Raw genomic sequence first — 14,412 nt, 5'->3', positions numbered from 1 at the left:
TTAGGATGGGTTTTACAAACTGTAAACATATCTGAAACCCTGGTAAATTTTGCTGTGCCCGTCAAACGCAAAACCATAATCAAAACGGACCAGCAGTTTTTTTATACCGAAATAAAACTCGTGGTAATTATCGCGGATGCGCTGCGTTAAAAATGATCCGCCAACAATTTCTTCCAAACGTAATTTCCGGATAAAAGGCATCCGGTTCAAAAAATACCCGCCAAAATTATGCTCATAATGGCCTTCCAGGTAACTGCGGTTGGTGCTGTACACGTAATAATTAAGGTAATGGAAACTGCCCAGTGTAGAATCAAACACAAAAGGCTGGCCGCCCCTAAACTGTTTATAATCAGGATAATATAAATTTTTATGGTTGAGAAAAGTACCGCCAGAAAAAAAGTACGACGAGTAGCCGTAAATGCCCATGTGCACCCGGTCCTGAAAAACATCCACAGAAGTAAAATCATAGTTTACATCCGAACCCAAAACCGGGAAACCTTTGCGGTAATTAATCCGGACGCGCGGATAAGGTGAAGGTTCGATATACTTGCCGTCTGGCCGCTGCGTATATTGCTGATTGAAAGTAAAAGTTGCCGAACCGCTGAAAGAAAGCGACCGGTAACGCGGAAAGAGCGGCACATCACTGCCCGGATCAAGCGGATTATTTGAAGCTTCGGGCATCCCGTTCCTCAATATAACAGGTGAAATCTGTGTACTGTCTTTTCCGAATGCGTTGACATAGTTTTTTAAACTGCGGCGATCGGCATATTCCATAAAACCATTTAGCAAAATACCGTTTTCCACTTCTCCCTGTGTACCGGCCTGCACAAATTTGGATTGATAAAATTTTAATAGATTATGTTCTGTAAATAAAAAACTCAAAGTGTTCAAAAATAAGCTCACATTGCCCGAATTGTTCAAATCTAAAAAGTCAGTACCGATCTTACCATAGAAACTGGCCTGCTTGGTGGGGTTGTACCTGTAAGAAGCGTAAACGTTGGCGTTAAGCAGTTGGCGGGCAAAACTGTAACGCAAAACCGGCCGCACATCAAGCGTTTTCCCGTTTGGTTCAAACCGTTTGTAGCGCGGTGCAAGGTTGATCCCCCAGCGTTCTACCGAGTTGTAAAAAACAATATCTTTTGGTGATTGAATGTTGTACTGAATTTTGCCGTCTTTACTTTTGATCTTGTATCCGTTTAAAACCCAGGGCACAAACAAAAAATGGTTGTTTATTTTTTGTGCCGAATCCAGGTATTGGTTTGATTGCCTTTTGCGGCCCAGACTATCTTTGTTAAAATAATAGATTTCTTCCTGCCGGGTTAATGGCACGGGACGGTTTGCGTTCAGGTAAAGTGTGTCTTCTCGGTAAGTCTGCTTCGGGATTTCCATCACCTGGTTGTTAAAAAAACCGGGCGCAAAATCAGGTTTTAAGTTATAATCAGCATAAATACCTTCATAATAGCCGCTAAAAACAAAGCCAAGCACTTTGCCGCGGTAATTAAAACGGGTTGACGAGGGCATCCAGATACTATCTGTAACCGGGATAAACTGCTGCGTAATTTGCAAAGAATCCACAAAGCTGATGTTGGCCAGTTTAAAAAGTTGCAGGTTGAGGCTGTGTATGCGCCAGGCCTTATCTTCTAAAAAAATAAAGCCGTTAAAAGAAGGGTCGCTTTTGCGTTTGGCAATCACTTCTATTTTATGGATCAGATGGCCGTTTTCCAAAAAATCACCCCTAAACTTATAACGGTAAAAACCCATGGCATTGGCTGCAATCGGCGAAACAAAAGAACGGTTGCTCAGCGCGTCCCAGTGCAGTAAATTATTGTAAAAATTGGTTTGAATGTCCAATGCGCGGTTAAAACCGAGTGCAGGATGATCCCCGGCAGCACGCGACCCATGCAAAACTTCCTTTATTTTTCGCGGCCCACCGTAATTAAACCTGGAGTTGGCTTCGGTTTCGTACAAAATACTGCTGCCATTTTTATTTAAACTCAGGGCTTTGACCACGGCATCATTTAAGTAACGTTTGGGGCCGCTAACCAATTTTTGCATCCCTTTTAAATATACATCACACGCATAATCAGCTACTTGTTTACGGTAATACCGGCGTTTGGCCATGGCCTGGCGGATCATGCCGTAAGCCGGATCTATGCCCGAAACCCTTGCTTCTTTTAGCCGGTAAATTTCGGGCTGCAGCACGATGTTCAGCATGGTATCTTTTTGCAGGTTGATTTTTACGGTGGCCTGCCGCTGCCCGATCAGCCGGTAAACAACCGTATAATTGCCCGGTTTTAAAGATAAATGATAAATGCCGTGCTCGTTGCTAAGCGTGCCTAAGGTAGTGTTTGCTGCATAAACAGCTGTAAACGGAAGGTGCCTGCCGCCCTGATCGGTAATGGTGCCACTGATTTCCGGCTGCTGCGCGAAAGCAAACATCGGAAAAAGCATCACCCATATACAGCAGAAAATTTTTAGCATCTAAACCCGAAAATTATAAGAGCAGACCGGTTGTAAAAAGTTTGGTTGCAAAATACATTTAACCTGACACAAAACCAGACCAAAATTTATACGGTAAAAACAGTATGTTGCCGCTTTTAAGTATCCGGCAGATGACTTTTTCTATCCGTCAGCTGCATTAAAAACACGCATTTCGGCCAAAAAATCTGCAAATCCGTTAATAACGTGTATTTTTACGGTTCAATACCACGCAGGATTCCGTTTAATATGATACAGGACCAAATCAACATATATACTTCCGAAATAAATAATTTTCAACCTGTCGATGCGGCCGGACTGGAAACTTTCCGGATCCGCTTTCTGGGCACAAAAGGTTTGATCAAAGATATGTTTGATCAGTTTAAAACCGTTTCTGCAGAAGAAAAACGCAGCATGGGCAAAGGCCTGAACGAGTTTAAACAACTGGCCGAAGCCAAATATCAAAGCCTGAAAGAACAGCTGGAAACGCAGCCCGAAAAAGTGGTTTCAAAAGATGACCTGACTTTGCCGGGAACCGGTTTTCAGTTAGGTTCGCGCCATCCGCTTTCGCTGGTGCGGAATGAAATTATTGATATTTTTAAAAGATTAGGTTTTGTAGTGGCCGAAGGGCCGGAAATTGAAGACGACTGGCATAATTTCTCTGCCTTAAACTTCCCCGAAGAACACCCGGCGCGAGACATGCAGGATACTTTTTTTATCAGCAAAAAAAGCCCCGCTGATTCTGGCGAAACTGTAGGTGATATTGCCCTGCGCACACATACTTCTTCTGTACAAGTTCGGATGATGGAAGCCGGAAAACCGCCGTTCCGCGCCATTATGCCGGGCCGCGTTTACCGTAACGAAGCCATTTCTGCACGGGCGCACTGCTTTTTTCATCAGGTGGAAGGGCTTTACGTGGATGAAAACGTTTCTTTTGCCGATCTGAAGCAAACGCTTTATCATTTTGTGCAGGAATTGTATGGCGAAGGCACCAAAGTGCGTTTCCGTCCCTCCTATTTCCCTTTTACAGAACCTTCTGCAGAAATGGACGTATCGTGCAGTATTTGCAAAGGTGCAGGCTGCCAGATGTGCAAATACAGCGGCTGGGTAGAGATTTTAGGTTGCGGTATGGTGGACCCGAACGTGCTGGAAAACTGTGGTATAGACTCAGAAAAATACACCGGTTTTGCGTTTGGCATGGGCATTGAAAGGATCACTAACTTAAAGTACCAGATCCGCGACTTACGTTTGTTTTCCGAAAACGATGTCCGCTTTTTAAAACAGTTTCAAACCGAAATCAGTTGATCAAAAAATTTACAACCATACTTCTTTTATCACTGTTTTTTTTGTCGTGCGGAAAAACCAACGAAAATGCCATACCTTATGTGCTGGTCAATTTTAGTGCACCACTTTCTGATCCGCGATTAAGCCGATTATCTGCAATTGGCGGTGCAGTTACCATTGAAGGCTATGGCGTAAGCGGATTGATTATCTACAGAAGCCCGACAAACGGTTATGTGGCTTATGACCGCTGCAGCAGTTATCAGCCCGAAAACCGCTGTGCGATTACTTTGGATAGCCCAACTTTAACGGCAACAGATCCGTGCAGCGGTTCTAAATTCTCTTTAAATGATGGCTCGCCGGTAAAAGCACCGGCAACGCGTTATTTACGCGCTTATTCTGTCAACGTTAGTTTGAACCAAATTTTTGTAACTAATTAATGGTAACCGATACAACTACCGAAAGCATCAAACAGGCCGCGCGCGAGCTGTACCGTAAGTTTGGTTACCACAAAACCAGCGTAAATGAAATTGCCAAGCGCGCCAAAGTTGCCAAAGCCACTATTTACAAATATTTTGACAGTAAAGAAGCTATTTTACAGGTTTTGCTGATGGATTATATCCGCCAAAGTGTTGATGACCTGATCCAAAACAGCGCGACAGATATTGATGAGGAAAAACATCTGACCAACCTCATTATGAAAACCAGCCGCTTGTCTTACACTGTTTGCAACGAATTTATCGGCTGGGATTTTATCCGCGAATCGGCCAATGCGCAGGATTTCCTGAAAAAACTTTCCAACGAACTGGAAGAACTGCTTTACAAATCTTTTACCGGCGTAAGCGAACTGCACATCAACGATACCTTTCCGGCACGGTTACGTTTCCTCATCAAATCCAGCAAAAGTATCGTGTTTAGTTTTGCTTTTACTTCGGTGAGTGATTCGGATGTGCGGAAGAATTTTGTGAGCTTTCAGAAAGAGATTTTGCCGTATTTGGTTAAGGCGGCGTTGAAGTAGAAGAATTGATTTCTAAGCTTATATTCACTTAACAACAAATAAAATCAAAATGAAAAAATGTATTCTAACATGGATATTGGCAATGGTATTTTTTGCATCTAAAAGTCAAAACATGCAGCCACCTATTGATAGCACCACACATAAAATTACTTATCAAAATATTATTCATTTAGCTGATAAAAAGGATGTATTATATGATAAGGGCTTAAACTGGTTTGCAATAGCCTTTAAAAGCTCAAATGACGTAATTCAAATAAAAGATAAAGAAAATGGGAAAATAGTTGGGAAATATCTTTTACAACCTTACGAGCCAAAATTTGGCTTTGTTTCTGCAACCGTTACTTTATTATTTAAAGAAAACAAATATAAATATATTATCACCGACCTAAACTACCAAGGTTCTACGGTATTTTCTCCATGGACTTTAGAGGAAGATCCAAAACCGGGTAAAGTCGGAATGACAAAATGGGGTCAACAAAAAGTCAAAGAGAATACTTATATTCAAATAGAAAAATTAATAGAAAATCTAAAAATATACATGAACTCAAAGAATCAAGAAAGTAATTTTTAAACAAGCAAAAATTCTTTGGTTTTTTAGAAATTGTACTGAACGGGCTGTCTTAAAATTATAAATACTTCTTTTACCACCTAAAATCTTCTCTCCAACCCCATTTCCTAAAACTAAAATTACCGCTAAATTTGCGGCGCATGAGAAGAACATCCGTCCGCCAAAAAACCGTAGTAGAAAACGTTGCCATTTTTGATATTGCCGAAGAAGGAAAAGGCGTTGGCCGCGACGGCGAGCTGGTGGTTTTTGTGGAAAAAGCGATTCCGGGAGATGTGGCCGATGTAGAAATTTACCGCAAAAAAAAGAACTTTGCTGAAGCCAAAATTATTGCCCTAAAAACAGCATCCGATTTGCGGACAGAACCTTTTTGCCAGCATTTTGGCGATTGCGGCGGCTGCAAATGGCAACACCTAACCTACGAAGCGCAGCTGCATTATAAGCAAAAAGCGTTGACAGACGCGCTGGAACGTATCGCAAAAATTGATGTAAGCAGTTTGCTGCCAATTTTGCCTTCGCCTGAAACACGTTTTTACCGCAACAAACTGGAGTTTACTTTTTCGGACAGAAGATGGCTCACCAACGCCGAGATCAGCAGTGGCGAAACGTTTGCTACCGATGCGCTGGGTTTCCATGTGCCGTTGTATTTCGACCGGATATTGGATATACAAAAATGCCATTTGCAATCTGATTTTTCCAACGATATCCGTAACGCTGTCCGAAATTTTGCCATTAAAAACAGCATCAGTTTTTACAATCTCAGAAATCATGAAGGTGCGTTGCGGAATTTAATCGTGCGCAGTTCTTCAACCCAAGAATTAATGGTGATTGTGGTTTTTGCTTATGCAGAACCCAACCAGGTTGACAGTTTGATGGAATTCCTGAAAGCCGGTTTCCCGCAAATCACTTCGCTTTTGTACATCCTCAACCAAAAGAAAAACGATACAATTTTTGACCAGGAAGTTTTGACTTACCACGGCCGCGATTTTATTTATGAAGAAATGCACACTGATTTTACCGGCATAAAAACAGTACGTTTTCAAATCGGGCCGAAATCTTTTTATCAAACCAACTCGCAGCAGGCCACCAGATTGTATGAAGTTGCGCGCGATTTTGCCGGTTTTAAAGGCGACGAATTGGTTTACGATCTGTACACCGGCGCGGGCACAATTGCCAATTTTATTGCCGGAAAAGTAAAGCAGGTTGTCGGGATTGAATATGTGGAAAGTGCCATAGAGGATGCAAAAGTGAATTCGCAAATCAACAATATTACCAATACTAAATTTTTTGCAGGCGATATGCGCGAAGTTTTGGATGCTTCTTTTATGGGACAAAATGGCCGGCCTGATGTGATCATTACCGATCCGCCGCGCGCCGGTATGCACCCGGACGTGGTGCAGCGTTTGATGGAAATTTCTGCAGAAAAAATTATATATGTAAGCTGCAATGTGGCCACGCAAGCGCGCGATTTGCTGGTATTGAAAGAAAAATATGAAGTAACAAAAATACAGCCGGTTGATATGTTCCCACATACGCAACATGTTGAAAATGTGCTTCTTTTACAACTCAAAAAATAACGAAATGAACCCGGAAGATTTATTGCAGGAAGGCAGCGAAGAAGACAAAAAGAAAAAAGCAAGTCCGCTGGAAAGTTTGGAAACCGATTTAAAATTTTTAAGCGAATCTATAAAAGAAACCGCTATTGAAATTATGGTGGAAGGATTGTCCAAGTATCCGATTTTTGTCGCACATCAGCATGAAGTAAGTTTGGGCGAAATGATTTTTGACCGCCACGAAATGAACCTGGACTGGACGATACAAGCTTCAACTTTGGAAGAATTTATCGAAAAAAAAGTGATCAAAAAAGAATTGGAAGAACGCTTTATCGACACTTACAAAAACCCAAACAAGTACATGTGCGTGTTTGCAATTGTGCCCGAAGGTGCCAACTTTGTGTTTTTTCCGTATGCAAAAGATTGAGGGGAATTGTTGATAGGTTGTTGGATGATTTTTTATCTGCTAAAAATATTGTTATCTCCCCTAACCTCCTTTAAAGGGGGAAGCATAGTTTGTTATTTTTATGGTTAAAAAAGGTCTGCAAGCGATTTCCCCCTTTGAAGGGTTTTAGGAGGATGAACTTAACACAATTGTAGAAAAGCAACTTGACAAATTTTAATAATTTAATGCTTCTTTTATCGACCTAAATATGAGCTTAGAAAAAAAAATACTTGTTTTGAACAGTCGGCAAATCCAGCAAAAAATAGACCGGATTGCGTACCAGATACTGGAAGACAATCCGGAAGAAACTGAAATTTTGCTGGCCGGATTGTTGTCGCGCGGGTTTAGGCTGGCCCGCAGATTAAAAATTATCCTGGATGAAATTGCGCCTTTTAAAGTTACGCTGGTAAGTATTGATCTGGATAAATACAGTTCCAACCTGAATGGTTCTTTGAATGTTCCGGTGGCGGATTGCAGCAACAAAGCCATAATTTTGGTGGATGATGTGCTGAACTCCGGCAAGGCCATGGCTTATGCTTTTGGTATTTTTATCGATATCCCGCTTAAAAAAATACGTACCGTTGTCCTGGTTGACCGTAACCATAAAAGTTTCCCGATTGCAACAGATTTTACCGGGCTGGCACTCTCTACCGTTTTAAAAGAACACGTTGATGTTGTTTTGGACGAAAACGGCGAAGAAGATGCGGTTTATCTACGCTGAAAAAACACCGATAAAAACAGTGTCCGGCAGTATAATTTTATTTTGATGCGGGATATATTTGTTCAATCTGTACTTTTCCTGCGTTATCATTGATATACACGGTTGATCGATTGTGATACTAAATGGTTTTTATCATTTACCACCTGTTTTTTTGGTATTTGATCAGGAACTGCGTTCCTTTTTCTCTTTCTTTTTCCTTGATGAAAAAGAAACAAAAAATCAAGGTAAACCCGATCGCCTCCGGGCGTTTTGCCGGGCAGCCGCACCTGGGTGGTTATCTGTCCTGCGGCCTTGTATAGTTTTTAAAAAAGCTAAAAAATAGGTGGTAAAAGAAGCATCGAACAAAAATAAAACAACGCTATAAATCATGGTTATAAAGGATCGTTTGCAAGATCAGCCCTTTTAAGGTAGCCACCCAGGCGCGCTGGGCCGAATGCCGCCCGGAGGCGATCCGGCATTCTTGAATTTTTGGTTCTTTTTGTTCAAGCAAAAAGAACGTAAAACCAAGCAACCGAAGGTTTGCTTAATCAACCATGCTTCTTTTATCAACTAATTTTTTGTATTCGATCAGGAACTGCGTTCCCGCTTCTCTTTCTTTTTCCTTGATGAAAAAGAAACAAAAAATCAAGGCAAACCCAATCGCCTCCGGGCGTTTTGCCGGGCAGCCGCACCTGGGTGGCTATCTGTCCTGCGGCCTTGCAAACTTCATAATTGTAAAATCAAAAAATAGGTAATAAAAGAAGTATTTAACAAATATTAATAACCGTCCTAAAAGCCGTTTGCAAGATCGGCACCTTTAAGATAGCCACCCAGGCGCGCTGGCCTGAATGCCGCCCGGAGGCGATCCGGCATTCTTGAACTTTTGGTTCTTTTGTTTCAAGACAAAAGAACGTAAAGCCAGCAACCGAAGGTTTGCTTTACTATAATGTACTCAGTTATCCTCTAATTTTAAATTATCTCCTAATAATAATTTAATAATTAATTATATTTACTTTTTGTTAAATATGCGAGGATTAAACAAAGTAACCCTGATTGGCAATTTGGGCAAAGACCCGGAATTGCAGCAACTCGAAATGAACATTTGTGTGGCCAGGTTCGCTTTGGCCACAACAGAAGTTTTTAAAGATGCAAAAGGGCAAAAAACAACACTTACCGAATGGCATACCGTTGTAGTGTGGAGGAGTTTGGCAGAACTGGCAGCAAAATATCTGCATAAAGGAAGCTTGGTTTATGTAGAGGGGAAACTGAAAACCAGGAAATATGACGACCGGGAAGGCAAAACGCATTATACCACAGAAGTTGTTGCCGATCAGTTGATTATGCTGGACAAAAAAAACATGGAAAATGCCGGTGGCTGAACTTCAAAAACTAACCGGAAACATCCGGCCGCTGGTGCGTTTTGAACCGGCGGAACATCAGCATAAAGCCGTGATTTTTATTTGTTTTGAATATCACCCGCCAACAAACCAAAAAGTTAAACAGCTGGCCGGTGCACGATGGAGCCACACCAAAAAAGCCTGGTATGTGAGCGATAACCAGTTTTACCGGGAAAAATTCGGACTGCCGGCAAAGCCGGCAGGCAAAGAAGTGCTGGCGCAAATACAACCCGAAAACCAGCCGGCCTTTAAAATCTACATAGAAACGCTGCAATTAAAAGCCTATAGCGGAAGCACCATCAGAACATACCGCAACGAATTTGCACAGTTGCTGTACCTGCTTAAAACCGTACCGGTGGCCACACTTAACAGTGAAAAACTACGCAGCTATTTTTTGTATTGCACCAATACTTTAAAATTATCCGAAAACACGCTGCATAGCCGCATTAATGCCGTAAAATTTTATTTTGAACAGGTACTGCACCGTGAGAAAGTGTTTTTTGAAATTCCGCGGCCAAAAAAGCAGGCGCAGCTGCCAAAAGTAATTTCGCAGGCCGAGATCAAAAAACTGTTTGAAGTAACCAAAAACCTGAAACACAACCTGATGTTAAAATTATGTTATGGCATGGGCCTGCGGGTGAGCGAGATTGTGAACCTGAAGGTTACCGATATTGACAGTAAAACCATGCAGGTTTTTATAGAACGCGCCAAAGGCAAAAAAGACCGCTACGCCAACCTGCCGCTGAGTATTTTAGAAAATTTGCGCAGCTATTACAAAGCTTACAAACCGGTTAAATATTTATTTGAAGGACAATATACGGCGCAGTACAGCGTCCGGAGCGTGCAACAGGTTTTTTACAACGGTATGCGCAAAGCAAAAATCAACAAAACAATAGGGATACACGGTTTGCGGCACAGCTTTGCCACGCATTTGCTTGAAAACGGTACGAGTATTAATTTTATACAACAACTGCTTGGCCATAACGATATTAAAACTACCTTGCGCTATACGCATGTGAGCCAGCAAAGCTTAAAAAAGATAAAAAGCCCTTTGGACGAGATAGGATAGTATTGCGCATTTTGTATTGTTTGCCATTAAACAATTTACAAATGCGCAATGCGTATTTTGTATTGTTTAACAGAATAAAAAATTGCCAATTGTGTATAAAAGAACTTATAACCAAATGATTATAAACGGCTTATATAATTTAATACTTTTGAACCGTAAAGTTTCAACAATATTTTTAATTTTACGTAGAACTCAAGGGACTTGCGTCTATTTATGAGTTGCACGCCATTTAGCCGAACAAAGTGCCGACACATGTGGCCGACTTTTAACAATCGCCGACTAATTACGCTGACTTTTTCCAATGCTGTTTTTATCGGTATAAAATTAGCGGACAAACCTTTTGCTGGTAAAAACAGTATGTTCGGCGGACTTTTTAAATTGCCGGATGTGACTTGAAAGTTTTTAAAACGACAAATCAAAATTGTGGCGTTGGCGCAGACAAAAATAATCGTCGGACTTTAAATTGGACGACTTTGTAGTTTAAATATTTTGCTTGTTTGCGGAAAAATGACGAGTTTTAAAAGTTCAAATTTATATTTCCGTTTTTTAAAATAAACGTCGTGCAACATTGGTTTGGCAAAAAACTGGCGGACGGAATAAACATCAACTTTTATTTTGCTATTTTACTTCAGTTTCGGCGGAAGGATTAAAATTTAGCCGATAAAAGAAGCATCAACATTTGAACATTAATTTAACTTTGGTTCGGGCTGAAGGGTTTCAAATTCCAGTTCTTCGCCAAGCCCTTGAACGTTGGCTGTAATTTTACAAGACTTCAAACTTATAATATAGATTTAAAACTTAACGAACATGAAAGCAGATGTATCTTATAACGACTTTAAAGGCAGTGTTGCAGCAGACATTTCTGATGCACTTAGTAGATATGCTGGTGACACTTTAAAGAGTATTGGCAGATATTTTAAGCTTGACGAAAATAGGTTTGATATTATTGGCTTATCTATTTATGGCACAGAAGAATTTAGTATATCATTGCTTTGCATTGATAAGAAAAAAAGTAAAGACGGAGATGAACATATTGTTAGTATGATGTATGATATTGGCGACGATAAAAAAAATCTTGCCATACTCTTCAAACGACTTGATATTGTTTTACACGAACGGTTTGACGAAAAGTATCCTGACCGTAACTACAACGAAGAAGTAAGGTTTAGTGATTTTCATGAAACAAGAGAAGATGAAACTAAGAACTACGAGGAAGAATAAAACTACAGCCAACATTGGTTTGGCAAAAAACTGGCTGACGAATTAAACTTTGGCTTTTGTTTTACTATTTTGCTTCAGTTTCAGCCGAAGGAACAAAATTTAGCTGATAAAAGAAGCATCAACATTTGTTTATTAATTTAACTTTGGTTTCGGCGGAAGGAATTCTATTTCCAGTTCTTCGCCAAGCCTTTTCCGTTAGCGGCAAGCCCGAAGAACCGAACTAAAACCTAAACTAAGAGATGAGCAATTTTTATACAACTGAATTTGATGAACTATTCAAATCTGATATTTTCCATTTAAGTAATTATCCTGAAATGCTTCCTTTTGTTGGCATAAATTGGATGCAATCAAAAAAGATTCTTTTAATTGGTGAAAGTCACTGGTTGCCTTATGACGAAATCAAAACCTATTCAGGATTAGATTATTTCACTAATTGGTATGACTTTAATTCTAAAGGATTAAATGAAAATCACAAGAACTATATTACAACACGTAATAATTTGGTAACGGTAGAATTTGGTAAGCATGAAAGACCATTAACATTATATTTTAACTTAAAAAAAGCACTATTAGAAGTTTCACATTTCAGTAATTCCAAATTAATATTTGATAAATTTAGTTTCTATAATTATTTCCAAAAGCCTGCGTTTGTACAGCAAATAAAAAAAGAAGATCGTTCTATCAAACCTACAACTGACGATAAAAAAATCGCTTTTGATACTTTTGAAAAGATCATCAATATAATCAAACCAGAAAGTATAATATTTATAAGTAAAAAAGCATTTGATTCTTTTAATGAGGTAAAATTAAAAAGGAATATTTCATTTGAAATGAAAATTGATTTCGTTCCTCATGCTGGTCGACAATGGTGGAATAAGAATTCAAAATCTTATGGTAATCGAACTGGAAAACAAAAGTTTATAGATATCATTAAACTTTCTTATTAAGATTAGGCCAGCCGCTAACATTGGTTTGGCAAAAAACTGGCGGACGGAATTAATATCAACTTTTTGTTTTGCTATTTTACTTTAGTTCCGGCCGACGGAATAAAATTTAGCTATTAAAAACAGTATTGAACTTTTTATTATAAATTTAGCTTTGGTTTCGGCTGACGAGTTTCAAATACCAGTTCTTCGCCAAGCCTTTTCCGTTGCAAGTAATTTAGCCGAACAAAGTGCTAAACATTTAGCTGAATCCGACAAACGCCGAAAATTTCGCTGACTTTTTTTCAATGCTGTTTTTATCGACATAAAATTGGAATTTAAACTTTTGGTTTGTAAAAACAGTATGGTTTCAGCGAATTTAAAGTTTCACGAATGCAATTAACAAGTTTAAAACACAAATCAATTTTGCCGAACTTGGCGCAGAAATACAATTGACAAACTTCAAATGTCGAACTAAATTTTTAATATTTAAATGTTTAAAAACGTTTCGCCGACAAACGTTAAATTTTATAAAAGTTTATATTCAAAGCAGAAGTTTTCAGAAATAAACTACTTGCAACATTGGTTTGGCAAAAAACTGGCTGACGAGATTTATTGAACTTCTATTTTGCTATTTTGCATCAGTTTCGGCAGAAGGAACAAAACTTAGCTGATAAAAACAGTATTGAACTTTGGAACTTTAATTTAACTTTGGTTTCGGCTGACGAGTTTCAAATTCCAGTTCTTCGCCAAGCCTTTTCCGTTGCAAGTAATTTAACCGAACTAAGTGCTGAAACATTGAGCTGAATCCGACAAACGTCGTAACTCGCGCTGACTTTTTCCAATGCTGTTTTTATCGGCATAAAATTGGAATTCAAATTTTTGGGCGGTAAAAACAGCCTGGTTTTGGTGAATTTTAAGTTTCGGAAACGCGATTAATAAGTTTAAAAACACAAATCATTTTTGCCGAACTGGGCGCAGAATTACAATTGCCAAACTTTAAAAACGTCAAGTTGAATTTCGAAATGTTTAAATGTTTAAAATGTGTTTCGCTGGCAAACGACAAATTTTCAAAATTAAAATACAAATCTCAAGTTTTTAGAAATAAACTACTTGCAACATTGGTTTGGCAAAAACTGGCTGAAGGAAGTAATTGAACATTTGTAATTCTTTTTTATCTTTAGTTCTGGTTTGAGCGGAAGGAATTCTATTGCCAGTTCTTCGCCAAGCCTTTTCCGTTAGCGGTCATGCGAAAAGACACATCCAAAGAATACAAATTATTATTTCTAATTTTATTATTGACCCGAAATCCTTTGACATTCAAAAATAATTACAATGGGACTTTTTAGTAAAATCTTCAATAAACCTACATTCGACAAAAACCTTGAAGGAGTTTGGATAAGTGATATCAAAGACGAAGCAACTATAAGCAATATTGGAAATGTTTTAATGACGTTTACTAATAATGGTAAACTCATTTACGAAATTATGGATGGTGACAAGCTACAAAGAATAAATATGGTTTATTGGACAAGCGGAGACACTTTATATTCTGACCAACCTTCAAGTCCGAAACAGGAAAGCACAAAATATATGTTTGACAACGAAGACACTCTTGTTTTAGAATTTGGAGGAGACAAAACAAAATTTAAAAGACAGTAAAATAGCGGTTAACAGACCAGCACGAACCGCTAACAATGGTTTGGCAAAAAACTGGCAGACGGAATAAACATCAACTTTTATTTTACTATTTTGCTTCAGT

At 39.2% G+C, this 14,412-nt stretch carries 16 protein-coding genes; 15 read left to right on the top strand and 1 reads right to left on the bottom strand.

Features of this window, described 5'->3' with window-relative positions; all coding sequences use genetic code 11:
- Positions 1-12: 12 nt before the first annotated feature.
- The gene (locus ACOFKR_RS07760) at positions 13-2,439 is read right to left on the bottom strand and encodes a DUF5686 family protein (RefSeq protein ID WP_419803452.1); all 2,427 of its coding nucleotides are present in this window, start codon (positions 2,437-2,439) and stop codon (positions 13-15) included.
- Between the two features lie 288 nt (positions 2,440-2,727).
- Here ACOFKR_RS07760 and pheS point away from each other — a divergent pair, with 288 nt between their 5' ends.
- From pheS to ACOFKR_RS07685, 15 genes are all read left to right on the top strand, one after another.
- A complete protein-coding gene (gene pheS / locus ACOFKR_RS07755) occupies positions 2,728-3,783 on the top strand; it encodes a phenylalanine--tRNA ligase subunit alpha (protein ID WP_419803451.1) in 1,056 nt (351 codons plus the stop codon).
- Positions 3,780-4,199, top strand: coding sequence for a hypothetical protein (locus ACOFKR_RS07750; RefSeq protein WP_419803450.1), 420 nt, complete (start codon positions 3,780-3,782; stop codon positions 4,197-4,199). The genes pheS and ACOFKR_RS07750 overlap by 4 nt, the downstream gene beginning before the upstream one ends.
- Positions 4,199-4,777, top strand: coding sequence for a TetR/AcrR family transcriptional regulator (locus tag ACOFKR_RS07745; protein ID WP_419803449.1), 579 nt, complete (start codon positions 4,199-4,201; stop codon positions 4,775-4,777). The genes ACOFKR_RS07750 and ACOFKR_RS07745 overlap by 1 nt, the downstream gene beginning before the upstream one ends.
- 49 nt (positions 4,778-4,826) lie before the next feature.
- Positions 4,827-5,348: a DUF4468 domain-containing protein gene (locus ACOFKR_RS07740; RefSeq protein WP_419803448.1), complete on the top strand. Its 522-nt coding sequence runs from the start codon at positions 4,827-4,829 to the stop codon at positions 5,346-5,348.
- Positions 5,349-5,485: 137 nt separating this feature from the next.
- Positions 5,486-6,919 carry a 23S rRNA (uracil(1939)-C(5))-methyltransferase RlmD gene (rlmD, locus tag ACOFKR_RS07735; RefSeq protein ID WP_419803447.1) on the top strand — a complete coding sequence of 478 codons (1,434 nt, stop codon included), beginning with the start codon at positions 5,486-5,488 and terminating at the stop codon, positions 6,917-6,919.
- A gap of 4 nt (positions 6,920-6,923) precedes the next feature.
- Positions 6,924-7,322, top strand: coding sequence for a hypothetical protein (locus ACOFKR_RS07730; protein WP_419803446.1), 399 nt, complete (start codon positions 6,924-6,926; stop codon positions 7,320-7,322).
- A gap of 226 nt (positions 7,323-7,548) precedes the next feature.
- Positions 7,549-8,061, top strand: coding sequence for a phosphoribosyltransferase family protein (locus ACOFKR_RS07725; protein WP_419803445.1), 513 nt, complete (start codon positions 7,549-7,551; stop codon positions 8,059-8,061).
- A gap of 605 nt (positions 8,062-8,666) precedes the next feature.
- Positions 8,667-8,795 (top strand): hypothetical protein, encoded by a 129-nt coding sequence (locus ACOFKR_RS07720; protein WP_419803444.1) that lies wholly within the window; start codon positions 8,667-8,669, stop codon positions 8,793-8,795.
- Positions 8,796-9,065: 270 nt separating this feature from the next.
- The gene (locus ACOFKR_RS07715; protein ID WP_419803443.1) at positions 9,066-9,419 is read left to right on the top strand and encodes a single-stranded DNA-binding protein; all 354 of its coding nucleotides are present in this window, start codon (positions 9,066-9,068) and stop codon (positions 9,417-9,419) included.
- Entirely contained in the window at positions 9,412-10,506 is a 1,095-nt protein-coding gene (locus ACOFKR_RS07710; protein WP_419803442.1) for a tyrosine-type recombinase/integrase, read from the top strand. The genes ACOFKR_RS07715 and ACOFKR_RS07710 overlap by 8 nt, the downstream gene beginning before the upstream one ends.
- A gap of 252 nt (positions 10,507-10,758) precedes the next feature.
- A complete protein-coding gene (locus tag ACOFKR_RS07705) occupies positions 10,759-10,902 on the top strand; it encodes a hypothetical protein (protein WP_419803441.1) in 144 nt (47 codons plus the stop codon).
- A 411-nt stretch (positions 10,903-11,313) separates the two neighbouring features.
- Positions 11,314-11,727, top strand: a complete 414-nt coding sequence (locus tag ACOFKR_RS07700) for a hypothetical protein (RefSeq protein WP_419803440.1) — start codon at positions 11,314-11,316, stop codon at positions 11,725-11,727.
- Between the two features lie 239 nt (positions 11,728-11,966).
- The gene (locus ACOFKR_RS07695) at positions 11,967-12,674 is read left to right on the top strand and encodes a hypothetical protein (RefSeq protein WP_419803439.1); all 708 of its coding nucleotides are present in this window, start codon (positions 11,967-11,969) and stop codon (positions 12,672-12,674) included.
- Positions 12,675-13,265: 591 nt separating this feature from the next.
- Positions 13,266-13,457 carry a hypothetical protein gene (locus tag ACOFKR_RS07690; RefSeq protein ID WP_419803438.1) on the top strand — a complete coding sequence of 64 codons (192 nt, stop codon included), beginning with the start codon at positions 13,266-13,268 and terminating at the stop codon, positions 13,455-13,457.
- 528 nt (positions 13,458-13,985) lie between these two features.
- A complete protein-coding gene (locus ACOFKR_RS07685; protein WP_419803437.1) occupies positions 13,986-14,312 on the top strand; it encodes a hypothetical protein in 327 nt (108 codons plus the stop codon).
- Positions 14,313-14,412 lie beyond the last annotated feature (100 nt).

This window comes from Mucilaginibacter sp. (assembly GCF_965201005.1).
GTDB lineage: Bacteria > Bacteroidota > Bacteroidia > Sphingobacteriales > Sphingobacteriaceae > Mucilaginibacter_A.
This window is presented reverse-complemented; position numbering and strand designations above follow the sequence as displayed.